Raw genomic sequence first — 23,645 nt, 5'->3', positions numbered from 1 at the left:
ATGTCACGCTCATATCGTAAGACACCCATCTGCGGGATGACCACCAAGGACAGCGACAAGTCGTTCAAGAAAGCCGAGCACAAACGGGCGCGGCGGGCTGAGAATGCACGTGATCTAACCGTCGATGATCCATCCGCCGCAAAAGCATTCGGTAACCCATGGGGCGCACCCAAAGACGGCAAGCAGTGGATCGATCCCGCTCGCTTCCCTGAGATAATGAGAAAGTAAGAGTGATGGCCCGTTTTCTAATCTGGAGCGATCTGCACGATGAATTCTGGGGCGGCTTCAATCTGCCCGACCTGTCCGCGCCTGTGGACGGGGTTTTGATTGCTGGCGACACACACACGATGGGTCGTCATCTGGATATCCCGGCACAAGCTGCGCGCAAGTACGGCTGCCCAGTCGTCGTGATCTGGGGCAATCATGAGGTCTATGGATCGATTTGGTCTGAACTGCGCGAGCAAGAAGCTGTACAGCTGGCACAGCTACACGCCGAGGGTTTAGATATCCGTGTGCTTCATGGTGCGGCAACGGAGATCGCAGGGGTACGCATTATTGGTGCAACTCTGTGGACCGATTTGAAGTTGTATCCACCGTTTGAATTGCTGGCCCGCACAATGGTCTCTGCGTACATGCAAGACTATCGCGTGATCCGCACCGCGCCCAAAACGCGCTTCACCATCGACGATATGTTGGAACGCCACGCGGAAGACAAAGTGGCGATCTTCGAAGCACTTCGGGGACCCTATGACGGCCCTACTTTAGTGATGACCCATCACCTGCCAGTGCGTGAATTGATCTGTCCAATGCGCACAATCGGCGGGAACGAAAAGCGCGCCATGAGCGCCGGGTTCGCAAGCACCCTTTGGGATGAAATTCGAGGCCACGACATCCACACATGGGTCTGGGGACACAGCCATGAGGGCGAGAATTGGACCGGTGCAGGAGACCTTGGCCCGATTAAATTCGTCACCAATCAGCGTGGCTATCCGGGCGAAGATGTCGCATTCGATCCGGGTTACATTATAGACGTGTGAGTGTGGTTGCGGGTTTGGCCGGGAGATAGCCAGTGCGCGCGGCTTTGCAGGCAATCAGCCAAACCATCACCCATGATCATCGACTTTCACCATGGATGAACGTAGCGAACCGACACCCAGACCAGCCATTCATCGGTACCCACCTCAATGCGGCTCTGCGGAGAGGCTGTGTGGAAACTCTGTTGATACCGAGTGCGGCTTTAGCTTTTGCCGTTTGTGTTGGTTTTGGCGTGGAATCTTCATTTCGGCTGTCTCGAGGGTTCGTAGGGCCAACTGTCACCATTTTTAACAGATCCGTCGCTTCAGGCCCCAATTTCAGGGCAAACGAAGCCTCTTACGCCTTCATCGCCGCGATCATAGCGGGAATGCCCATGATGTTCATCACGCGGGTCATGTTGTAGGCGAGCACGTGCAGGGCTATCTCTGCCGCCACCTTTTTCAATGTTCGCATCTTAAAGTGGGTGGCCCCCATCCATGATTTAATGGTGCCGTAGGGATGCTCAACAGTCATACTGCGAACAGCCAGTTGTGCGGGATCTTTATCCAGCCGTTCTTGGACCCGCTCAAGAACATCTTCGTGTTCCCAGCGACGCACACGTCGCTCTTTGCTGGTCGTGTATTTATCTTTGATAGCACAATCGACGCAGGCACCCGACCAATAGGACCTGATGGCTTTGCCATCTTGCTGGCCCGTAAATCGATAAGTCAGCTCCTCGCCGGCAGGGCAAACATAGGTATCCTTTTCTCTGTCGTAGGCAAAATCAGCCTTGTCAAACTGACCCCGTGCTGCGGCGTTTGATGTCATCGGCTTTGGGACAACAACCGAGATGCCAGCCTCTTCGCTCGCAACAATTTCTTCGCCTTTGTAATAGCCTTTATCGGCGATAGCCGTGAGTTGATCTGTTGCCATGACATCGTTGGCGGCCTCGGCCATCATAGATAAGGCGTCGCGATCGAATCCAAGCATCGTGACTTCATGCGCGACAATCAAATGGTTGTCAGCCTCGACCGCCGTTTGCACATTATACCCAACGATACGCGGCATCCGCGCCGTTGTTGCCATGGAACGGGCATCGGGATCAGTCAGCGAGACCTGCGTTTCGCCGGTCTCATCCATCCGTTGTTTAATTGATCTGTAACGCAAGGCCTCCTTTTGCAGATGTTCCAGCTTTCGCAGGGTGCGCTCCATGCGCGCTTCAGGAAGCACTGTTCCAGTCTGCTCGAACACTTCATCGGCACGGTCCAACTCGCCCAAATAACGCTCAATTGCTTTGTCGATCTCGCCCAACTTCTGGCGCAACTTACCACGTGTGTAATTCTTGGCCTTAGAGTTCACGGCTTTGAAGCGGCTGCCATCGATGGCGACCACGTCCCCATCAAGTAGACCCATGTTGCGACACAAGGCCACGAACTGCTGGCATACTTTGCGGATCGCTGGCCCGTTATCTTTCCTAAAATCCGCAATCGTCTTAAAGTCCGGCCTCAACCGACCCGTCAGCCAAATGAGCTCCAGATTGCGCCCACACTCACGTTCCAAACGTCGCGACGACTGCACTTGGTTAAGATACCCGTAGAGATAAATCCGCAGCATCAGCCCCGGATGATAACCAGGCCGACCCGTCGCGGCAGGTTGCTCGTTGAAACCAAGGGCAGCAAAATCAAGCATGTCCACGAAAGCATCAATGGCGCGGGCGTGGTTATCCTCATCAACATAATAGTCGAGGTGTTCAGGAAGCAACATCGTCTGCTGACGGTCTAAACCTTCGATGAAATGCGCCATGAATGACCTCCATACGGTGTACGGAAATTATAACATAAATCGGAAAATTTGGGTGAGTTTTCACACAGCCTCTCCGCGGAACGGAAGTTGGTGCATCGCGCGGCGAAGGTCTCCTTCGAGCCCAGAACAACCATTGTTGCAAAATGAACGAATGACATGGTGTGTCTGTGGGTGCCGCTCTCCTTGGGCAAACGAGGTACAGTATACTGGCCTCAATGAAGCAGCCACTGAGGAGAACGACAATGGCATACTATGTTGGATTGGACGTGTCCGTCAAAGAAACGTCGATTTGTATTATGGATGACAAAGGCGATGTTGCCGCACGCACAGATATCTCAACAGATCCGGATCTGATCGCGCGCTTCATTTCAAAGCACGCGCCAAAGGTAGAGCGGGTGGTTCATGAGAGTGGCATCCTAGCGATTTGGCTCACCCGCGAGTTAGAGAAGCGTGGTGTTCCGATCATTTGCATAGATGCACGTTTGGCCCACAAAGCGTTGTCGGGACGAATTAACAAATCTGACCGCGGCGATGCTGAGGGGCTGGCTCAGTTGGCGCGCACGGGTTGGTTCACTCAAGTCCATATCCGCAGCGAATCCTCTGAGCGCGTGCGCGTCCTGATTGGTGCCCGCGAGCGGCTGATCCGTATGCGTAAGGATCTTGAGGGTCATGTACGTGGCGTCCTCAAGGTGTTCGGTGTTTGCATGAAGTCGGTTGGGACGGGAAAATTGCGAAGGAGCTTTCGGGACCAGCTCGCAGCTGCGGCGAATACGGATCCGGCGATTGCGATGCTGTCAGAAACGTTCATCCCTCTGCACAAGACACTGTGCATTGCCAGAGATGCGCTGGACGACGAAGTAAGGATGATGGCGCGCGACAGTGAGCTGGCGTGCCGACTGATGACCGTTCCGGGTGTTGGCCCGATCGTGGCGTTGGCGTATATCGCGACACTGGACGATGAAAAACGGTTCAGAAAATCGATTGATGTTGGCGCGTTCCTTGGTCTCACACCAAAACGCCATCAATCCGGCGAGGTGGATTGGTCGGGTAAAATATCCAAATGCGGTGACTGTGATATGCGCCGGTTATTATACTCAGCGGCGTCAACATTGATCAGTTGCACGAGAAAGCCATCTCGTTTGAAAGAATGGGCAACAAAGCTAGCCGAGCGCAAAGGGCACAAGAAAGCCGCCGTTGCCGCCTCTCGGAAAATTGCCGTCATCATGCACTCGGTTTGGCGCGACGGAACGGTGTTTGAGCCTGGAATGGTGGGTGCTCGCTGAGAAATTGAGATTTTGAATACCTGCCCGAGAGACAAGGGGTAGGTTCGACGTCCTCCGGGACGGTAGCAGATCAAGCCAGCAAAGCGGTTAAGGTGGGTATATCCCAACCTCGTGAATGACATTTTGGCCGATCAGCCCCGTACGCCATCAGGAGGCAGGATAATTCCTGACCTCGTAGAGAACCACGGACCCGGAAGACACTGAACCAAACATCCTTGACTTAGCCACAGACAGAGAACAGCTTTGCCGATCTGGCCTTGATTTGCGCAAGCGGACATTCATATCAATTTTTGATTATATGTCGTCGCCCTGTGGCAGAAGATGACGTTCACTCAGCCACGGATTTATCGCCAAAGCTCGGCGCAGAGCGTCATAGCCAATTTCGGTGCGCCCCATGCTAATCAGAACGGTCGCGCGTCCGGTGAGTGCACCAAAATGTCGAGGTTCAAGGTCCAGTGCCTTTGTGATGTCCTCAAGTGATGCATCGTAGTTCTGACTTAGGAAATAGACGTATGAGCGTTGGTTCCAACCTTCGGCATAGAGCGGGCAGTATTCAGACAGTTTAGTGAAATACTCTATCGCCTTCTCATAATCAGCGACTCTGATGCGTTCCCGGCCTCGATCCATCAGGTCTTGAGATTCATCATCAGGCGCGTTTATCCATATCTCCCAAAGCTGATTGCTCACTGATCTGCCGAGCATTTCGTTAGGAGTTGTCAGTAGCTCGGCATACAGCTGGTCTTTCTCAACCGTATTGGCTTGAAACTCTGCGCAAGAATGGGCCACGGCAGAGTGGCCAATGCTGGTGGCGACCATGAACACGATGGTTTTTAGCATAGTAGATATCCGATTATGTTTGGAGTGTGACAGCGGGAGCACTTCAACTTTCCAGAATTTCGATGGAACCCTTCATATGCGGGTGGAAAATACAGAAATAGCTTGTTTCCATGCCATCGGTAACAACCACCGCACCACTAGCGCCCTTAACAAGCTCTTCGGTATCCCAGCCAAGTTCATCGGCAGTTGCGGTATGGGGGGCGAGGTCTTCGTTTGTCCATCTGATGGTATCGCCGATCTTGGCTTGAATGGTCGTAGGTTCAAATGTGAAACTCTTAATTCGAACCTCATGCACAGTGGAGTCAGCAATGGCAGGTCGTGTGTTAAGCGCCGCCAGAGCGGTCGCAGATGCGACCGCTCCAACCAGCACACGACGTCGCGTGAGTGGTGTGTTCATCAGTTCAGAGCCTTGACCATCATTTCGGCATGGCCTTCATGAGCTTTGAAGATACCAAGCCCCTGTTCGAACAATGCCTTCACTTCGGCGTTGTCGATATTCGGGATCATAGTGTTTTCCACGAGATCGTTGACTGCCTTGTGATAGGCCAGTTCGTTCTCGGCATAAGCTTTGTCAAAGTCTTCGCGCGGCATAGTTATGAAACCAGTGATGATTTTCTCGGCATTTGCATTCAAAGTCTGACTGAATTCATTGTCTTGTGCCGATGCACCCAACTTGTCCAATAGACCCAGTGCAGCTTCGTTTACTGCTGTGTGGTCGCGGATCATCGTATTGGCGAAGTCGTGGATGTCGGGATTGGTCGACAAGGCCAAAGCAAGATGCGCATACCGAATGTCGATATTGTCGGCAGTATATGCAATGTGCGCATACTCAAGGTCGTTCATTGCAGCAACGTCCTGAGCAGATGCCTGTGCACCAAACATTGCGGCAGCAACAGCGATTGTTGATAGCAGTTTCTTCATTTCTAAGTTCCCTCCGGAGTTTACTTATGGAGGCAATATGTTTGCTCTAACGAGTCCGATACATGCGCGTTCATTCGAAATACTGTGCAGATCGTACGGGAGACTGTACTGGCCGACGGATTAGTGCAAGGATGCGCTATGCTTGACCTTCTCAGTGACATTCTCACCAGTCTTTCAATGCGGGGATCGCTTTACTTCCGCACATCGTTCACAAAGCCTTGGGGCGTCGCAGTTCCAAACTATGAGAACGTGGCGAGATTTCACTTTGCGCATCGCGGCGGATGCCTTGTGTCCGTGGATGGTGTTGAAGAAACTGTTTCGTTGGCCCAGGGAGATTTGATCATTATCCCACACGGCTCATCGCACGATCTGTACTGTGGGCATTTGCCCAAAAAGACAGTTATGCCTCTCGACTCTGTCTTAGAGCAATCTGGTTATGATGGTACTGGCGTTCTTGTGTATGGCGGTGATGAATCGCTGTCGGAAACGCAGCTCATATGTGGTCATTTCTCATTTGAACCGCACGCAAAGCACATTCTGATAGAGAGATTGCCGCCCTTTATTCATCTGAGGAATTACGGCGAACATGCCGGGAAATGGATGGAGGCGACGCTGCGCGTCATTGGTGACGAAGCGGGTGGACACCGGTTGGGTGGTGACCTGATCGCTCTGAAAATGTCTGAGGCCATCCTGGCGCAGGCAATCCGAAGTTTTATCGAAAGTAACGATGCCCCTGAATGGGGATTGGGTGGTTTTTCAGATGCAAACTTGCGCCGTGCCCTAGATGCCTTTCACAAGGCAGCAACACAGAATTGGACTGTCGAAACATTGGCGCAAGCCGCGGGCATGTCTCGTACAAGCTTTGCTGTCCTGTTCCAGAAAAAGATGGCAATGACCCCAATGGAGTATGTCACGAGTTGGCGGATCGAAGTCGCGAAGAACATTCTTTTACGGCCTCAGATGACACTGACAGATGCCGCTGAAGGTGCAGGTTACGCGTCTGATTCAGCATTCGCGCGCGTCTTCAAAAAGGAAACGGGCATGACACCTGCTAAGTTCAGAAAATCCCAAACCACAGATCGTGCTGTGGTTTGAACGATCTGTACTAAAAAGGGAACGAACACGCATATCCTCGTCGCCATGCCTGCCTTATCTCTCTTTCATCAACATCGCGCAACGCGCTTACAAATAAGAAAAGAGATACCCATGTTTCCACGCTTTATCACAAAATCAATCCACGCCTATCTGGACTACCCGGTCGCAATCGGCCTCATCGCAATGCCATTCTTGTTTGGCTTGGGCGACGGCAACATGCTGGCATTTTGGTTGTCTGTCGCAACCGGCATCGCTGCATTCATTCTAACGATCCTTACAGATCACCATTTGGGTGTCGTCCGTATTTTGCCATACAAACTGCACTTGGCTGTAGATGGCATTGTCGGTGTTGTCTTTGTCATCGCGCCGATCATACTCGGCTTCAGTGGTATCGAGTTTTGGTACTATATGGCACTAGGATTAACTGTTTTGGCAGTCGTTGGACTACACAAGTCCGAGGATAGCGCAGCCTTCGCATAGACATTTGATACAGGGCCGTCACATATTGGCGGCCCCCACCACTTTTGGGTAACAGAATGAAAAATGCGGAAACCGCTTCTGTTTTGATTGAGAGCATTCGCTCTTGCACGATCTGCTCGGATCTCCCGCTGGGGCCGCGCCCGATTGTCCAATTTAGCCCGACTTCCAAGCTGCTGATCGTTGGCCAAGCACCCGGACGTATTACCCACAATAAGGGCATCCCATTTGATGATCCATCTGGTGATCGGTTGCGATCATGGCTAGGGATCAACAAAGATACATTCTACGCCAAACAGAAAATTGCCATCGTGCCTATGGGGTTTTGCTTCCCTGGAACTGGCAAAGGTGGGGATCTTCCACCTCGCTCGGAATGCGCAGAGGCGTGGCGTAGCAAAGTATTAGATGAAGTAAAGAACGTTGAGCTGACGTTGATCATTGGCCGATATGCCATAGATTGGCATTTGCCTGAATTTGGCAAAAACACTGTTACTGATGCAGTGAAGTCATGGGCTGATGTATGGCCGAAACAACTCATATTGCCCCATCCAAGCCCCAGAAATAATCGCTGGCTGAAGCAGAACCCATGGTTTGATCAAGATATCATTCCGGCCCTGCAAGATCGTATCCGAACAATGTTCAAAGACAACTAATGGCTGGCTGTTGAAGCCCCGCAGAAAGGTGCGGCAATAACGAACAAGCGATGACAATTTACCTGAGATCGTTCAAATTTTTTAGCAGATAGTGCAAGTTTAAGCTCGATATATTGTTAGATCGTACAACTTTGATACCTTCCTAGACATGAAGGCGCAGCGACAACCGCTACGTCCTTCGTAACAAAAAAGGAAATCTCAATGTTTAAGAAACTCGCAATCTCAACTGTCTTGATGACTGGTATCGCCATGAGCGCAGCTCCTGCATTTGCGGCTGATGAATACAACGTCTCAAGCGGGATGACAGCGGCAGGCGCGCAACTGGGGCTGCATGGCGTGGACCCTGTTGAGTTCATCGCAACAGCAAACCCAATCGAAGGTTCTGCCGCCTACACCGTTGTACACGATGGCGTTGCCTACTACTTCTCCAATGAAGCAAACCAAAAGACCTTTGAAGCTGAACCGGCGGCATACTTGCCTCAAAATGGCGGGTTCTGCACATACGGTGTTTCTGTCGGCAAAAAGTTCGATGGTGACCCAGAGTATCACGCCGTCATCGATGACACGCTCTATGTGTTTTTGAACCGCGAAATCTTTGACGCATTCAATCAAGATCGCGCTGGTACAATCTCCAAAGCGGCGACGAACTGGAAAGATATCCGCAGCACGCCTGTCGAGGACCTGTAAGAGCTAGCTTTTGTAGCCACTGGTTTGATTAAGGGGGCAGCCTTTAGGCTGCCCCTTGTTTTTTGGTGACTGTACGTCTGACACCCGGTGTTGTGGAAGGATGACGAATAAGAGAAACCGTCGTTCGTGTAGCCGCATCTGCAAAAGACCGCTAAGTCCCGCATTTCTGATGCCCGGCGTAGATTGATACCGCCGGGCATCGTGAATTTAATGATCTACATCATGAAGCAGTCATCAAAGGACGGGGCCCATTGGTCCAAATCCGCAAAGTCCATAGATCCCCATGACCAGTCCGTAGAGGCGTTACTTGCTGTGTCGGCCGCATTTGTTTCAGCGGCGGCTATCGTCAACTCAAACTGGTCGTTCCACCAATCAGAATTCCCGTTGCCATTGCCGGTCCCATTCACGCCTGTACCGTTGTTACCAAAGCCGTTTCCTTGGCCGTTTGTACCGCCACCAGTGTTGCCGTTACCGTTATTGTTGCCACTTCCTGTGGATAGGTTGTCAAGGAAATCTAAGTTCAACCAGTCGCTCCAATCAAACGATCCCCCGTCATTGCCTGTAAAGATGAGAGTATCGTTGACATCCTCTGGTTGCTGAGCAACGTCATCGTCAACCGTGTCTTGAGGCTGTTCATCATCGCGGTCTTCTGCTGTTGCCACGATTTCATCGCTATCCTCAGGTGTCATTTCTTCAGGCGTTTCGGTTTCTTCCACAGTTGCGGTATCGTCAGGCGCAGCAGGCGTTGCCTCCACTTCAGGTTCCGCAGGTGTGCCATCTTCAGCTTCGGTCGTCCCAAAGTTCTGGGTTACCATGACTGAATCCCAATCCTCCCCATCGATAAAGAAATCGCCATCTTCGATCCCAATTCCGATTTCCGTGAACAATGGGTTCAAGATGGCCGCTTTGTGGGCGGGACTGTTCATCAAGCCTTCATGAACCAGTACGACATCATCCGAAAGACCTGGTTCACCGCCTGTGGAGTGCCAGCCAATATTTTCACCAACAGCGGACCTGCCTTCCAAGACATAGCCTGCGTCCACAGCACGATCTTCAGGTCGCGTCCCATCTACACCTGTATGATCGAAGATGTCGTTTTCGAGCATCCAGCTGCTGTGATCTTCTGCTGCTGAATTTAGATTGTCATCAAAAGTCAGCGGGTCGACACCAACCTTAGCGCGTTCGGCGTTCACGAGTTCGAGCATCTCTTTTTCCAAAGCACTTGCTTGTGACATGGTAGTCTCCTTTTGGTATTTTTGCGGGCTCAGGCTTGTCCCAAACCCTATTTCATTTGATGAGATCTGCTTCACGCCATTGGCTTAAAAACAGCCCATCTTTTTTGGTCTGGCCAGGAGCACCCAGCCAGAAACCCGTCGCATCTCAATTTGCGCAAATTGAGATTTACTATTTTATTTTCAACCAGATAACCAAATGGAATCGCCGCTGATCATGACGGCTCATCCAATAACTGGGACACTAGGTAGAGCCCAACACATGAGGCAACCCACCAAATGACTCGCCCAAAATTTGAGCATAAGATCGCTTGACGGTGCAAAGATGACAGCCAGATTGAGCCGTTTGCAGCGCGAGATGTAACAGGTTTGTAAAATTCGCAATAACCCGCTCAACTGCTTCTAAGCCCGGATGGATGGGCCGGCGAAACCGGATGAGGGTCGGTCCTTGTTCTGGTCAGATGTCGATTCCTAGACTCACTTTGGTGCGGTCCATTGTGACAAAGGTTTTGAACTTCTTGATCGTCTCATTTGAAAAGAAGAGTCGCTGTGTCAGGGCCTCATATTCCGACATATCTTGTACAAGAATGATCAGCACAAAATCGGCTTCACCCGTGACATAATAGCATTGCTGGATTTCGGGGGCGTCGATGAAGCTTTGCTTGACCACATCGATTGCGCCTCCCGTCTCGACGTTCAATTCGATTTGGACGACAATGGTCAAGGCCGGCCCGAAACCTGCGGGATCTAAGGTGGCTGTTTGGGCGGCGATGATTCCCGACGCCTCAAGCCGCTTGATCCGGCGTTGCACCGATGGCGCTGAAAGATTGACCCGCTCCCCGATCACCCTTTGAGGTACGGTGTTGTCTTTTTGGAGAATCCGAAGGATCGCCAAATCGAATGGATCAAGGGGGTCTGAACTTTTCACTTACAATCTACCTCAATCATGCAAAAATCCTTCAATCTTCTGTGCAAAATGAAGCACAAAAATGTGGATCAGTGAACTAGAAGTTCGCCAACCACTTGTGGAACATCTGACCCCAAGAGGTTTCGAACATAGGATCCAAAGGAACATAACATGTTTAACTTCACAGATTTCTTTAAAAACCTAACTGCCAACCTTTCTGAATTTAGCCAAAGCAATGGTGTTGGAAATGTTGCTGGCGTTAGCGGTACTGGCAACACCGGAATTGGCAATGGGAACGACAACGTTGGTGGCTTTAATGGCAACAACAACGGTAACGGCAACACCGGCGGTGGCTTTAACGGCAACGGAAATGGCGTAGGAAACAATGACGAGGGGAACGGTGAAAGCTTCTCTTCTTTCGATTTGACCGAATTCCTCGATGACTCCGCAGTAAGTGATGCAGGGGCCGAAACGGTTGCGGAACCTGTCGTCACTGAAGACGCTATCGAAATAACAACGCCCGCAATCCTCCAATCCGAACCAACTGACACGTTTGAGTTCGTAAGCACAAATGGTGCGGATAACATCGGCGGCGTTAACGGCACTGGTAACACCGGAATTGAAAATGGGAACGGCAATGTCGGTGGCTTCAACGGTAATAACAACGGTGGCGACTTTAACGGCAACGGTAATGTTGGCGGGGGGGTCAACGGCAACGGAAACAGCAACAGTAATGCCGATGTCGACTTTACCGCTTTCCTGCCAGTGGAAGAAATCCAAACTTGGCAGGATTTCGTCCCTGATTGGGACAGCTTCTTCGCATAATATTGAATTTCCCACCCCAAGTGATGCCTAAGACTAGTGGTGCTTGATCAGCAAGCGTCACTAGATAGGTACCTCAGCTATCCCCCATAAGCTGAGGTACCTACAATTCACCGTTGCCATCTCGCTTTGGCTGCTAGCGCAGATGCCATACGACCAAGGAACGTTTGTTCAGTCAGATTGGATGCCCGACGCTTCAAGCCGCTTGATCCGGCGTTGAACCGATGGCGCTGATAGATTGGCCCGTTCCCCGATCACCCTTTGAGGTACGGTGTTGTCTTTTTGTAGAATCCGAAGGATCGCCAAATCGAACGGATGAAGGGGTTTTGAACTACTCACTTACGATACCTGCCTATCTTGCAAAATTGCTGCAAATTTTCTGATAAAATAGGTCACAAAGCTGGGATCTTGTGAACTAAACCTTCATCAACCAATAGAAAGAGACCCAATGTTCACACCATTCAAAACCGCCATTCTCAACCATCACGCAAGGTCTCCATCATTCGATGGCCCCGTGACTCAAACCCTAAAGCGCGCAGATTTCGATAGCGCGGAACAGGAGATTTCCAACTGGGACGGTTATGCCGAGGCACCTTTGATTAACCTTCCAGGCCTGGCCGGAAGGCTGGGCATCCGCGATCTTCGCTATAAACACGAAGGACCACGTTTCGGACTTGGCAGTTTCAAAGCACTTGGCGGGGCTTACGCGGTTTTGCGAACGGTTCAGCGTGAGTTGTCCAAATCCATTGGCAAGCTGGCGGATCCCGTCGACATACGCAGGGGCCTTTATGCCGAGCAGACGAAAGCGATAACCGTAATTTCAGCCACCGATGGCAACCATGGACGTTCAGTGGCATGGGGTGCTGCTCAATTTCATACAAACTGCCGAATCTACATTCATGCTGAAGTCAGTGAGCACCGCGCCGATGTTATGCGAAAATTAGGTGCCGAAGTGATCCGCGTTGATGGTGATTATGATGCGACGGTTGCTCAAACCCGTGCCGATGCAGAAAAGCACGGATGGTTGATTGTCTCGGACACGTCTTGGCCCGGCTACAGGCAGCCCCCGTTGGATGTGATGTCGGGCTATGGTGTTATGGCGCGCGAGATTGTTCAAAGCTACGTCACACCTCCGACCCACATCTTTTTGCAAGGCGGCGTTGGCGGATTGGCCGCTGCTATCACTGCTGTTTTCCATCAAGAATGGGGCCACGGCGCGCCCCGCGTCGTGATTGTCGAACCCGAACTCGCGCCTTGTTTGTTCGCAAGCGCAAAGGCTAACAAGACAACAAATGTGGAGATTTCCGAAGAAACCATCATGGCGGGCCTATCTTGCGGTGAGCCTTCCGAATTAGCTTGGTCAGTCCTAGCAGATGCTGCGCATGACTTCGTGACGATCCCAGAAAACATCGTTGGGCCCATGGTTCGCATGTTGGCTAATGGTGTCGACGGGGACGTGCCTATAGAGGCAGGAGAAAGCGGCGTCGCAGGGTTATGTGCTGTTATTGCGGCTGCCAAACAATCTGATTTACGGCGAAGTTTGCATCTAGATGCCAATTCAAGGGTCGTCGTCATCGGGTCCGAAGGTGTTACGGATCCGAGGATCTATGCACAGATCGTCGCTGAAGAAATTTGAGGCCTTTAAGGTAGCCGTTCTTCCTGCAACGAAACAAGCAATGACAGGTCAAAATCTTGCGGTATTTCTAGACAGCATGATCTAGCTGTTCCAAAAGATTTTGGTCGCTGTCAAACTTCGCAGTAGAGTTCATCAAAGGAGCTGTATTCGCTAATGCTGCTTCACGTATCCTTTCCTGCGGTTCTCTTGACGAAGTGGCTTGAAACGCAGTCTTCTACGTGTAGCGCAGATAAACGGGCACTGGCGGATCGACTTTCAATCCAAACCGCCCAACGACGAATCTTGCCGGACTAAGAGTTCCTTATCCGGAAACGCGTTTCCAAAACTATGCCACCTGCGAAAGAATACACAAAAGTTCGAACATGAGCGATGCGCCCAGCCAAGCCGTCGTTCCGGTGGGATCAAACGGTGGGGACACTTCGACCAGATCGGCACCGATGAGATTGAAGCCAGCCAGTTCCCTGATGACCTGTTGGGCTTGATAGCTGTTCGGGCCGCCAATTTCCGGTGTGCCGGTTCCAGGGGCATATGCCGGGTCTACAAAATCAATGTCGAACGTGCAGTAAGTAGGGGCAGCGCCGACAATCTCGCGCGCTTCGATCATCACATCTTTTATGCCGCGATCAAAGAACTCTTCTATCCGAATGATACGAACGCCTTGTGCCTCGCCCCACTCGATATCTGCGCTGTTGTAAGAGGTGCCGCGAATACCAATTTGAACCATGCGATTTGGATCAATCAGACCTTCTTCAATGGCCCGGCGAAATGGCGTCCCGTGCGTGAATTTGTTGCCATCGAAGTAGCTGTCAAACAGATCAGTATGTGAATCGAACTGGATCAAGCCGATCGGGTTGTCTCGGGCCAGAGCACGCAAAATTGGCAAGCTAGAAAGGTGATCACCACCAGCCGTCATTGGTGTGATGCCGTGGCCTTTCAAGGCGTCATAGAAAGCCGTGATGCGATCCATACAGTTGATAATGTTGACCGGATTTGGGGGTATATCGCCAAGATCTGCGCAATTCACGGTTTCGAACGGATTGATCCCCGTCACCGGGTTACCGGACCGGATCAAAGTGGACAGATCTCGCAATTGACGAGGGCCATGGCGTGCGCCGGGCCGGTTGGTCGTACCACTGTCCCACGGGATACCGACAATGCCAATCTGCACATCGGCGTACCGCGGATCAATTGGAGACAAATGAGGAAGGCGCATGAAGCTTGGAACACCGGCAAAGCGCGGAAGGTCGATTCCGGAAACGGGTTGGAAAAATGGGTCGCTCATTTGGATACTCTCGATTTGGTTGCGGTATTTTCAGCGATCATCGAAATCATTTCGAACATGATAGCCGACGCGGTGAGCGCGGTTATCTGATTGGGGCTGTCTTTGGTCGGCATCATGCAGACGACGTCACCGCCGATAATATTCATGCCACGCACCGCATGTAGCAACGCTATAGCTTCATCGATATCGAACCCTTTTTCACCTGCTTCGATGTTGGAAACCGCAGGTGCAATTGTAGGATCAAGGCAATCAAGATCAAACGTTATATAGATTGGACGCCCTTGCATCACGTGTTTGATCTGGGCTGCTACATCTTCGATACCGCGTTTGCGGGATTCACGCATGGTTACAACGTTATAGCCATAGTCGTACGACGGCTGTAGCCAATCCAGCGTCCGGGCATGCCCGCGCAAACCGATTTGCATCGAGTGGGTTGGATCAACTTTGCCCTGATCTGCTAGGTACGCCCCCCAATGCGCCGCAGATTTTTGAGCGCCAAGAAAGTGGTCGACCTTGGTGAAGACATCCGTATGTGCATCAAGATGAAGGAAGCAAATAGGTTCACCCTCTGTGAGGTTTCCACATCCTAAGGCCTGTACAATGCCTCCCGTGATAGAATGATCGCCCCCTACAGAGACAGGGCGTGCTCCAGATTTATCGAGTTCTGTATAGAACCGCGTGATCTGCTCAATGCAGTCTTCATTGTCATTCGCTCGAGGAAACGGGACATCACCGATGTCTGCAATCTTTGCAGTTGTCCAAGGGTTCAGTTCAAATTGGCTGTGCACGCGGCGTGCGATTGCAGACACATTGCGCAGGGCACGTGGGCCAAGATGTTGGTCGCGCTCTGTCGTGCCATTGCCTGTTGAATGAGGGACGCCAACAAGTGCAATGTCCTTTCCTTCTGGCCCTTCGTTCGGGCATCGAAAGAAGGTCGGGATGCCCCACCAATACAGGTTGTCCATCATCGAATCTAGGTGTTCATTGGCCATTCTTTGCTCCTTTCGGTTTCGCGTAAACGCGCCGTCATGTTGGTTTTAGAGGTCGTTAGCGCTGTTGTTGTGCGCTTTTGCGATAGGCGCCCTGTGCGATCCGGTCGATGACCATCGCACACAGCAGGATCGCCACGCCGCCAAGAAGTCCCTGACCTTTTGCCGCGTATTGAAGCGCCTCAAGGATCAACGCACCAAGACCTTCAGCCCCAATTAGGGATGCAATGACGACCATTGATAGTGACATTAGGATGGTTTGATTGATGCCGGTCATGATGGATGGCAACGCAAGCGGAAGTTCCACGTTCGTCAACAATTGCCAAGGCGAACAACCAAAGGCGATCGCCGCTTCTTTGGTGGCGTCCGGCACGCCGCGCATACCAAGGGCCGTCAGGCGGATCACGGGCGGCATTGCAAAAATTAATGTGGCCAAAACGCCCGGCGGCTTACCTGTGCCAAAAAAAGCAATGATTGGGATCAGGTAAACAAATGCCGGCATAGTTTGCATGAAATCAAGAACCGGTTCCGCCATTTTATAGGCCCGGGTCGACTTCCCGAACCAAATGCCAAGTGGGATGCCGATGATTACGCAAAGGAACGCGCCAGCCCCAATGAGAGCGACGGTTATCATTGAAAGTTCCCACAATCCCATACTGGCAAGATAGGCAAGCGACGCAGTTGTAAAGATTGCCACGCGCAGGCCCGCCAAACGGTAAGCCATCACGATGATGACAAACATCACCACAGGCCATGGCGTTTGGATCAACAGGATTTCAAGCGCATCTAAGACCCAGCGGATTGTCGTGGTGACCCGGTCAAAAACACCGCCAAACTTGATAGCAAGCCAGTCGAACCCATCGTCCCCTTTGAGGGACAAGGTAGAAAAGTATTCCTTCCCGACGGGAAACTCCGTGATAGGAATCCGTTGCCCCAATAGCCCACCAGTCAGCCTAGCGACGACATCTTCCGGGTTTGCAACTGTGAAACGGATCAGTGTCAACGGCCAAATCGCAAGAATGCCGAGGACGCCAAACAGGATGCCGTTCCGTTTGACGCCGGATTGTTCGCAGCCAGATGAACGCCAGCGCACGAATTGGGCCTCATAGGCGATGTTTGCTGTGAACCCTTCGAGTAGCTTCAATAGGGCAAACAGACCAAGGCCTGCAATCAAGACGACTGTAGCGGATTCATTCGCGGAATTGGCCTGTTCCAACGCGATATCAGCTGCACCTCTTAGGTTTTCAGCAATTTTTAACTTTGCCTCTGCACTGGTTGGATCACCCGCCGCAGTGAGATCGGCAGCCTGTTGTTCTCGCCGAGCGATATTGTCCAAAAGGCGCTCGTAGCGCTCAAGTTGATCTGCTCCAAGTTCGCCCCAAAGACCACGCGAAATCTGGACCAATGCAAAAAGTTCGAGAATGAGAAAGGTCCAGAAAAAACCCCAAACGCCACGAGATGCGGCCCACACTGGACCAAAGATTGCAGCCCTGATATTCCATGATCCTGAAAACCCCGTCATGCATTGGATGCGGTTGAATTCATAAATGTAGTAGGGCGCGTTGACTCCAACAAAATCTGAGATGAGCTGATTGAGCGTGTTCGGATCTGTTTTTGAGTTCTGGACTGTCATGCTTTGCCTCCTTTAATACCACACAACAGCGACGACTTATCCACGACCCCGATGTCAGCCCCTTGGTCATCCGTGATGACAACAGCAAATTCAGTTGTGGTCGAAATATCGATGAGCTTATCCAGATCGGTTCCATGGTGCGCGCGTGGGCTTTGGGACAGGTCTTCGCCCGGTGAGGGCACGTAATCCGCGATATCGATCATGACCGAATGGGCGAAAACAAGTTTCAGTTTAGAAATGCCCTCAACGAAGTCGCGAACGTAATCGTCGGCGGGTTGGGTCACAATTTCCTCGGGTGTTCCGACTTGAACGATGCGGCCGTCTTTCATGATGGCGATGCGGTTCCCGATACGGATCGCCTCGTCCAAATCATGCGTAATGAAAACGGTGGTCTTTTGAAGTTCAGCGGAAAGCGCCATGAACTGATCTTGCAATTCGCGACGGATCAAAGGATCAAGCGCCGAGAATGGTTCGTCCATCAAGAGGACATCAGGATCGGACGCAAGCGCGCGGGCAAGGCCGACACGTTGTTGCATTCCGCCTGATAATTCAGTAGGGAACCGATCTTCGTAACCGGTTAGATTGACGCGATCCAAACAAGTTTGCGAAATGGCCCAGCGTTTTGCTTTTGGTTCGCCACGAATCTGAAGCGGGAAGGCCACGTTGTCGCGCACGGTAAGGTGCGGCAGCAGCGCCATGTGTTGGAACACCATGCCAATGTTCTTTGATCTAATCTGACGCAGCTCAATCCTATCCAGCGCCAGAACATCCTGTCCTAGTATCGAAATCCGACCCGCTGTAGGTTCGATTAGCCGATTGAGATGCCGGACCAAAGTTGATTTTCCTGATCCGGAAAGCCCCATAACGCAGAAGATTTCGCCTCGGTTTACAGAGAAAGAACAATCCGCAATGCCTACAACACAGTCGAACTCGCTGAGCACATCGGATTTGTTTAATCCGCGATCTTGAACGGCCGCCATAGCGGTGTTTGCGTCGGCGCCAAAAATTTTCCAGACGCTGTCCAGCACGATCACTTTATCGCCCATATTCATAACTTTCTTACACGTCGCAGTTCGAACTGGCGGCCAAATTATGGAGAGTGTGAAAAGCCTGACAGAGCGGCGCAAACCACATTGTCAGGGAAAGGGTTACTGGAACCATGCGTCAACAAATTCCCCGTTTGCATCAACCCAAGCTCGCGCAAATTCTGCAGGGTCTTGCCCCTCAACGGACATCGCATAAACCATGCCGTTCACCTGTTCCGTGTTGAAAGAGACATTGGCGAGCATTTCGGCAGCCAGTGGGTGTGTGTCGGCAAGGGCAAGGGAGTAGAAGACGTGCAGTTTGGTTGCGTCCCAAGCCGTAGGTGCCGTTGAAAGTTCAAGCCAATTCGGGGCGTCCGTTGGCTGAATAACGTTCCACTGATCGGCGTCAAATGCTGGTTCAGTCAGCTTTACAAGGTCGTAAAGCGAAAACATGTGGTGAGGGGTGTAGCAAAAGAACACGATATTCTCGCCTTGGGCCGTCGCGTTGCCGACCTGCGCCATGGCCAACGCTTCATCCATCTCAACAAGTTGCATGGTTTCATCATAGCCATAAGATTGTGCTCGGATTTTCTCTACGTTGGTCGAAGCCCAGCCTGCGCCACCGATCCAAACTTCGCCCATACCATCGCCATCTGTGTCAAAATTCGTTGCCATCACGGGATTGGACAGGTCGCTGAGCGCTTCAATGCCTGTGCGCTCGGCGGTGTCGCGGGTTACGCACATGTTTTGATCCGACAAAACGGTGTTCGGGTTCATCGCCACTGTGCCTTTTTCGGTCACAAATGTGTCGTGTAAATTCTGCTGGTTAGGCATCCAAACTTCGGGATGCACATGCATTGCACCGGAATCCATCGCTTCGAAGATGATCGGATTTGTACCGTTTTGCAGGGCGACTTCGAGGCCTAAATTATCTTCGATCGCGATTTTCAGAATGTGCGCAGTTGCACCGGCGGATGCCCAGTTCGGCACGCCAATGACGACGTCTTGAGCCATCGCAGTTGAGCTGAATAGCAATGTCGCTGCAATGGCGACAGGGAATACTGATTTGATCATATCGATCTCCTGGTTGGTCTGTCATGTTGTTCTTGGGTCGAGGTTTCTAGTGAACCTTTGTCCCGGACGATCAGTCATGGGTTGCGTCAAAACAGATCAAATCAATTAGTTTCTTAAAACTACAAATTTCGGGAATTTACTTTGATGGTGATGCAAGGAATATTAGTGCAATGTTGCCAAGCTATCTGTCTAAAGCGGACCTGCACCTGCTCTATGTCTTCATAGTGGTTGCTGACGCGCGTGGCTTTTCGGCGGCGCAAGTCGACTTGAATGTCTCGACCTCGACGATTTCGAGGCAGATTTCCGATATTGAGACGCGTCTTGGCATGCGTTTATGCTCTCGTGGTCGCGGCGGGTTTCAAATGACGGCTCAGGGGGATTTGATCTATCATGCCGCCAAGAAACTATTCCAATCGCTCGAGGAATTTGGAAACGAAGTCATGGGCGCCCGCGACAATATCGCTGGACACCTGTCAGTTGGTGCAGTCGACAATTGGATTTCAAACGGAACTTCGGCCATGGTGCGTGCGCTCTCAAAGTTTGCAAGAATTGCGCCGGATGTCAGCCTAGAAATTCATACGCTCGCCCCGGACGATCTCGAACTTGGGGTGCTCGATCGACGGATATCGTTCGGAATTGGCGTTTTTCATTCACATAAGCCGGGGATTGATTATGAGAAAATCAGTGAAGAACACGTAGATCTTTACTGTGCAGCCGAACATCCGTTGTACAATTGTCGTAATCCGGCACGCCTCCGTGATGGGATCACCAACGCCGCTTTGGCCAAAAGATCTTACTTGAACGAAAGCCATGTTGCGCCGGTGACCCGAGGGATGAAATCAAATGCGGAAGCCCATCAAATTGAAGGGATCGCCACATTGATTCTGACGGGGCATTATATCGGATATCTCCCGCAACCGTTCGCGGCCGATTTGGTCAAGGATGGGCGCATTCAAGCCATTTCGAACGGTGATTTTGCTTTGCCTGTTTCGATTGAATTGATCAACAAGCGCGGCCACGCGAGAAGTCTCGTAGAACGTACCTTTGTTGAGTGCTTAATTGATCAATCAACCTGACGTATTCGCGCCAGTTGCGCGGCCCCCGTCTGACTGAAGATTTCTTATTTGGAAAAGATCATCGCTGCACCGCAACCTGAACACCATAAAACTGGTTTTCGGCACGCTAGCGGTCGTGCTGGGTTCATCGTCCGCTGTTTTGCCATTAAGTTTGCGGCGTCTAAGTGCAGCACAAGGCTGCTTTCAACCGTTGATGTTTTTCTCTGTAAGCGCAACCAAGAGAAAGCAGCCATTGTTAGGAAACGCCGCAAGGTCTGCTCGGTCCCGCATCCTGTGAGTTCAGACAGAGCGCAGCGAATGCCCGACCTCACACATCAGGAGGCAATAATGATCGTTATTGGAAGGCCGTGCGAGCGTGGCGAAAATCAGCAAAATGCTGTTTTTATCGCTCCATACGTTCCGTAAGGCTCTGTAGGAAATCAATTACAACTGATCTGTTTGATGCCTTCGCCACGTAGACCGCAATCTCTTCTGGTGACAGCTTCATAAGCTCAAACCTTAAAAACACATCCTCTGTAAACTGTTGACTGACGGTTGAAAGAACCAACCTAAGCTGCCCCAACATGTCTTCGCCTCGGTGTGAGGCATGCATCAGCGCAATCGGTTTGGTGATGATCTCGTCTCGCGAAACCAACCAGTCGATAGCGTTCTTTAAGCCGCCGGGTACCGCTCTAACGTATTCAGGGCTTGAAATTATCAGGCAATCACTTTCGTTGATTAAGTCCAGGAAGGTCTGAACTTCATCTGGAGGGGGCTCCACTTCAAGGTCGGGGGAAAAGACGGGCAGTCCGGCGACGCCAGAAAAGACAGATATTTCGTGATCGGGCCAAGCAAGATCGGCCACCGCGCGTAGCATCGCCGTGTTCGTCGAGTTTGCGCGCCCACTGCCGGAGATTGCCAGGATTTTCATTAGTACTTTCTAGCGCCTCTTTGGCCGAACAACAACGTCCGTCTGGCAGATGCTCGGTGCCATTTTGACATGTTTCAAAAACGGCGCTTTGCGCGCATTACCGATCTTCTCGGCGTGCTGGAGCACTCTAAGTTTGCGTTGAATGTCGCGTTCGTCATGAATACTTCCTCCATCCCAAAATAGGGAGTTTATAGGAAGTGTCCCGCGAGTCCGTACATATCTACAAGTGCCGTGTTCACTCAAGGCTGGGATCGCCTAGTTGAAAAAGTAGGCTCCGCAGGCGCTGAGATGAAAGCTGAAATCAACACGAAATGGATCTATCCGCCCAGCCCCACAATTGGGCGGGACCAAATTTTTGCGATGATTGCCCCGCAAGTGGATTGAGGAGCATGCGGGGCTCGTGTCGAGATGCTTGCGGACAGCTTCGAACCAGCTCCGCATCGAATTGATTTTGTTGAATGCTTCAAATTTTGCAATAAAGATGCACAGCGCAAAGGGAGCTTCACCATGAAAATTACGATGTCAGTTTGCATTCGAGCACCAAAGTCTCAAGTTTGGAAGGTATTGGCGGATGTTGAAAATATACCTTTGTGGTCGAGTGCTGTCGTGTCCGCCAAGACAGATGAAAAAAAGTCGGGCATTGGCACCAAACGAACATGCAAACTTTCAAACCAATCCACCATTTTTGAAGAATGGACCGATTGGACTGAAAATGAATCCTACACATATCAGGGATTTGATTTGCCACTCATTGAGGCCGCTAAAAATACGTGGTCTGTAAAGGCATTGGGAAGTGAAGAAACTCTGCTAACAACACAAGCAGAAGTCGTGTTGAAAGGCGGCTTATTGGGTCGGTGTTTAGAGCCATTGGTGCGTTTGGCCTCAACAAAGATGGGAAACCAATCATTGGCTGCATTCAAATACCTCGTGGAAGAGAATAAGCCATTCTCTGGTCGGCACGGGTTGCTGCCTAAGCCATCAAACGTTTGCTGATTGGGTCTATTTAAGCATGGATGTTGGTCGTGTTTCTGAACGCCTTATGGGGATGCAAGACGAGGTTTGGCTAAGACATGCCAACCCTTGGTCTGTTTGGTCTCGCGTTTTGACGCCGCTCCCATCGTTGGCGTTGTCAATTTGGGGCCGTGCTTCGATTGGCAATGGGGCGTGGGGTGCTGTCGTGATCGTGCTGGTTTGGATTTGGTTGAACCCGCGCGTTTTTGCGCAACCCAAAACTTTCAATAGTTGGTCTTCGCAAGGCGTATTGGGGGAACGTGTTTGGTTGCGCCATCGTGATAAGGTGGCGGGGCATCATAAAAGCGTTGCCAATGCACTTGCCATCGGAAGTGGATTGGGTCTCTTCCCATTCGCATATGGCTTATTGACGTACAATCCAGGGCTCACGTGTCTCGGCATCGTCGTCATATCAGGAGGCAAAATGTGGTTCGTAGATCGCATGGTTTGGATTTGGCGCGACTTCGAACATATGGGAGGATCATTGGAAGACCTGACAACTCCGCACTGAACTTCGGTTCGGGCCTGTTGGTTACATTTTGGGTCTGAACGTGTTACGTCGCAATGGTACCTTTGGCGTATTCCAATGCTTCGAGGATATAGCCCGCATAATCATCTTGGAACTCTAAGGGGTCAGCACCCATTCTTTGAAACGTTTCTTGGTAAAATTGAATTCGCCACCAACCCCGCGAGAAACGAGTTCGTTCACCCGCTCCGGAGAGACCTTGATGATCAGCGCATCTTCCTTTTCAAACATCATGGCAAGAAAGCTGCCCTTGTAGCGCAGACATGGGGTCTTCATCATTGTCGATTCCTCGACGCCATCTATGGCAAGTAAGGCGTTCAATGCCTGCTCGTAACTCATTCAAAAGCCTTCCCTATGTACTCAAACAAAGCGGGATTGTTCTCCAGCTTTCGTGCGCCCATTAACATTCCGCTCAATCCATTGTCTCGAAGCTTGCTCAACGACAGAGTTGCCTCAGCTTCGATTGGCACAACAATGGTGGAGCTAAGCTTCATAAACGGTTTTGAATTCGGTCCTTGATCGACGTCGCCCTTGATGAAGGGGTTAACGTGATCAAGAACAGTTGCTAGATCATACCCGGTTTCAAGAACCTCGCAGCGAAACCCGACTTGTTTGTACGGCGCTGCGAGGTAGATGTAGATGATGTCTTGGGCCATGATCTTCGCGTTCATCGGCCAATAGGTCTCCTCACACGAAAATGCAGCAAAGACATCATAGAATTTTGTGTTTGCTGGTATAAGCCAAAACGTCAT

The 23,645-nt window shown here is 51.3% G+C and carries 26 protein-coding genes; 12 read left to right on the top strand and 14 right to left on the bottom strand.

All coding sequences use genetic code 11. The features are described 5' to 3' along the window. The gene (locus tag ABJH13_RS01505; RefSeq protein ID WP_348404446.1) at positions 1-228 is read left to right on the top strand and encodes a hypothetical protein; all 228 of its coding nucleotides are present in this window, start codon (positions 1-3) and stop codon (positions 226-228) included. Between the two features lie 5 nt (positions 229-233). Then, complete coding sequence (locus ABJH13_RS01500) at positions 234-1,037, top strand: metallophosphoesterase (protein WP_348404533.1); 804 nt, start codon at positions 234-236, stop codon at positions 1,035-1,037. Positions 1,038-1,371: 334 nt separating this feature from the next. Here the strand turns inward: ABJH13_RS01500 and ABJH13_RS01495 are convergent, their stop codons facing one another. Continuing rightward, positions 1,372-2,817 (bottom strand): IS1182 family transposase, encoded by a 1,446-nt coding sequence (locus ABJH13_RS01495; RefSeq protein WP_348404445.1) that lies wholly within the window; start codon positions 2,815-2,817, stop codon positions 1,372-1,374. A gap of 242 nt (positions 2,818-3,059) precedes the next feature. On the opposite strand from ABJH13_RS01495, the gene ABJH13_RS01490 reads away from it, so the two are divergent. Continuing rightward, positions 3,060-4,100 (top strand): IS110 family transposase, encoded by a 1,041-nt coding sequence (locus tag ABJH13_RS01490; protein WP_348404444.1) that lies wholly within the window; start codon positions 3,060-3,062, stop codon positions 4,098-4,100. Between the two features lie 294 nt (positions 4,101-4,394). Here the strand turns inward: ABJH13_RS01490 and ABJH13_RS01485 are convergent, their stop codons facing one another. From ABJH13_RS01485 to ABJH13_RS01475, 3 genes are read right to left on the bottom strand one after another with little or no spacing between them, the layout of a single operon-like run. Next, the gene (locus ABJH13_RS01485; RefSeq protein ID WP_348404443.1) at positions 4,395-4,937 is read right to left on the bottom strand and encodes a tetratricopeptide repeat protein; all 543 of its coding nucleotides are present in this window, start codon (positions 4,935-4,937) and stop codon (positions 4,395-4,397) included. Positions 4,938-4,980: 43 nt separating this feature from the next. Beyond that, on the bottom strand, positions 4,981-5,334 hold the full coding sequence (locus ABJH13_RS01480) for a cupredoxin domain-containing protein (protein WP_348404442.1): 354 nt from the start codon (positions 5,332-5,334) through the stop codon (positions 4,981-4,983). Beyond that, positions 5,334-5,858 (bottom strand): DUF4142 domain-containing protein, encoded by a 525-nt coding sequence (locus ABJH13_RS01475; protein ID WP_348404441.1) that lies wholly within the window; start codon positions 5,856-5,858, stop codon positions 5,334-5,336. Before ABJH13_RS01475 ends, ABJH13_RS01480 begins: the two co-directional genes overlap by 1 nt. A gap of 138 nt (positions 5,859-5,996) precedes the next feature. Here ABJH13_RS01475 and ABJH13_RS01470 point away from each other — a divergent pair, with 138 nt between their 5' ends. The 4 genes from ABJH13_RS01470 (at position 5,997) to ABJH13_RS01455 (ending at position 8,770) form a co-directional block, all read left to right on the top strand. After that, positions 5,997-6,953 carry an AraC family transcriptional regulator gene (locus tag ABJH13_RS01470; RefSeq protein ID WP_348404440.1) on the top strand — a complete coding sequence of 319 codons (957 nt, stop codon included), beginning with the start codon at positions 5,997-5,999 and terminating at the stop codon, positions 6,951-6,953. Positions 6,954-7,064: 111 nt separating this feature from the next. Then, complete coding sequence (locus ABJH13_RS01465; RefSeq protein ID WP_348404439.1) at positions 7,065-7,433, top strand: hypothetical protein; 369 nt, start codon at positions 7,065-7,067, stop codon at positions 7,431-7,433. Positions 7,434-7,489: 56 nt separating this feature from the next. Then, positions 7,490-8,083: a uracil-DNA glycosylase family protein gene (locus ABJH13_RS01460; protein WP_348404438.1), complete on the top strand. Its 594-nt coding sequence runs from the start codon at positions 7,490-7,492 to the stop codon at positions 8,081-8,083. Between the two features lie 201 nt (positions 8,084-8,284). Then, the gene (locus tag ABJH13_RS01455) at positions 8,285-8,770 is read left to right on the top strand and encodes a YHS domain-containing (seleno)protein (protein WP_348404437.1); all 486 of its coding nucleotides are present in this window, start codon (positions 8,285-8,287) and stop codon (positions 8,768-8,770) included. A gap of 215 nt (positions 8,771-8,985) precedes the next feature. On the opposite strand, the gene ABJH13_RS01450 is transcribed toward ABJH13_RS01455, so the two are convergent. Beyond that, positions 8,986-10,005: a CAP domain-containing protein gene (locus tag ABJH13_RS01450; protein ID WP_348404436.1), complete on the bottom strand. Its 1,020-nt coding sequence runs from the start codon at positions 10,003-10,005 to the stop codon at positions 8,986-8,988. A 454-nt stretch (positions 10,006-10,459) separates the two neighbouring features. Further along, the gene (locus tag ABJH13_RS01445; protein WP_348404435.1) at positions 10,460-10,930 is read right to left on the bottom strand and encodes an Lrp/AsnC family transcriptional regulator; all 471 of its coding nucleotides are present in this window, start codon (positions 10,928-10,930) and stop codon (positions 10,460-10,462) included. Positions 10,931-11,080: 150 nt separating this feature from the next. Here ABJH13_RS01445 and ABJH13_RS01440 point away from each other — a divergent pair, with 150 nt between their 5' ends. Both ABJH13_RS01440 and ABJH13_RS01435 read left to right on the top strand, forming a co-directional pair. Then, entirely contained in the window at positions 11,081-11,734 is a 654-nt protein-coding gene (locus tag ABJH13_RS01440) for a hypothetical protein (protein WP_348404434.1), read from the top strand. A gap of 445 nt (positions 11,735-12,179) precedes the next feature. Beyond that, complete coding sequence (locus ABJH13_RS01435; RefSeq protein ID WP_348404433.1) at positions 12,180-13,367, top strand: diaminopropionate ammonia-lyase; 1,188 nt, start codon at positions 12,180-12,182, stop codon at positions 13,365-13,367. A 325-nt stretch (positions 13,368-13,692) separates the two neighbouring features. Here ABJH13_RS01435 and speB read toward each other — a convergent pair whose 3' ends face one another. The 5 genes from speB to ABJH13_RS01410 all read right to left on the bottom strand — a co-directional run bounded on the left by speB (position 13,693) and on the right by ABJH13_RS01410 (position 19,370). Next, entirely contained in the window at positions 13,693-14,649 is a 957-nt protein-coding gene (gene speB / locus ABJH13_RS01430) for an agmatinase (RefSeq protein WP_348404432.1), read from the bottom strand. Further along, complete coding sequence (locus ABJH13_RS01425; protein ID WP_348404431.1) at positions 14,646-15,641, bottom strand: arginase family protein; 996 nt, start codon at positions 15,639-15,641, stop codon at positions 14,646-14,648. Before ABJH13_RS01425 ends, speB begins: the two co-directional genes overlap by 4 nt. A gap of 55 nt (positions 15,642-15,696) precedes the next feature. After that, positions 15,697-17,271, bottom strand: coding sequence for a proline/glycine betaine ABC transporter permease (locus tag ABJH13_RS01420; RefSeq protein ID WP_348404430.1), 1,575 nt, complete (start codon positions 17,269-17,271; stop codon positions 15,697-15,699). After that, positions 17,268-18,317 (bottom strand): betaine/proline/choline family ABC transporter ATP-binding protein, encoded by a 1,050-nt coding sequence (locus ABJH13_RS01415; protein ID WP_348404429.1) that lies wholly within the window; start codon positions 18,315-18,317, stop codon positions 17,268-17,270. The genes ABJH13_RS01420 and ABJH13_RS01415 overlap by 4 nt, the downstream gene beginning before the upstream one ends. A gap of 102 nt (positions 18,318-18,419) precedes the next feature. After that, positions 18,420-19,370 carry a glycine betaine ABC transporter substrate-binding protein gene (locus ABJH13_RS01410; protein ID WP_348404428.1) on the bottom strand — a complete coding sequence of 317 codons (951 nt, stop codon included), beginning with the start codon at positions 19,368-19,370 and terminating at the stop codon, positions 18,420-18,422. A 170-nt stretch (positions 19,371-19,540) separates the two neighbouring features. Here ABJH13_RS01410 and ABJH13_RS01405 point away from each other — a divergent pair, with 170 nt between their 5' ends. After that, the gene (locus tag ABJH13_RS01405; RefSeq protein ID WP_348404427.1) at positions 19,541-20,446 is read left to right on the top strand and encodes a LysR family transcriptional regulator; all 906 of its coding nucleotides are present in this window, start codon (positions 19,541-19,543) and stop codon (positions 20,444-20,446) included. A gap of 382 nt (positions 20,447-20,828) precedes the next feature. Here ABJH13_RS01405 and ABJH13_RS01400 read toward each other — a convergent pair whose 3' ends face one another. Further along, positions 20,829-21,356: an NADPH-dependent FMN reductase gene (locus ABJH13_RS01400; RefSeq protein ID WP_348404426.1), complete on the bottom strand. Its 528-nt coding sequence runs from the start codon at positions 21,354-21,356 to the stop codon at positions 20,829-20,831. A gap of 507 nt (positions 21,357-21,863) precedes the next feature. On the opposite strand from ABJH13_RS01400, the gene ABJH13_RS01395 reads away from it, so the two are divergent. Together ABJH13_RS01395 and ABJH13_RS01390 are read left to right on the top strand one after the other, a co-directional pair. Continuing rightward, positions 21,864-22,349 carry an SRPBCC family protein gene (locus ABJH13_RS01395; RefSeq protein ID WP_348404425.1) on the top strand — a complete coding sequence of 162 codons (486 nt, stop codon included), beginning with the start codon at positions 21,864-21,866 and terminating at the stop codon, positions 22,347-22,349. Between the two features lie 16 nt (positions 22,350-22,365). Then, positions 22,366-22,878 (top strand): DUF6653 family protein, encoded by a 513-nt coding sequence (locus ABJH13_RS01390; protein ID WP_348404424.1) that lies wholly within the window; start codon positions 22,366-22,368, stop codon positions 22,876-22,878. A 114-nt stretch (positions 22,879-22,992) separates the two neighbouring features. On the opposite strand, the gene ABJH13_RS01385 is transcribed toward ABJH13_RS01390, so the two are convergent. Then, positions 22,993-23,232 (bottom strand): hypothetical protein, encoded by a 240-nt coding sequence (locus ABJH13_RS01385; protein WP_348404423.1) that lies wholly within the window; start codon positions 23,230-23,232, stop codon positions 22,993-22,995. Then, positions 23,229-23,645, bottom strand: a 417-nt coding sequence (locus ABJH13_RS01380; RefSeq protein ID WP_348404422.1) for a hypothetical protein, incomplete at its 5' end; no start/stop codon positions are given. The genes ABJH13_RS01385 and ABJH13_RS01380, both read right to left, overlap by 4 nt.

The organism is Roseobacter sp., from assembly GCF_039970775.1.
Taxonomy (GTDB): domain Bacteria; phylum Pseudomonadota; class Alphaproteobacteria; order Rhodobacterales; family Rhodobacteraceae; genus Roseobacter.
Note: the sequence above shows the minus strand (reverse complement) of the source record. Positions and strands in the feature narration are given on the sequence as shown.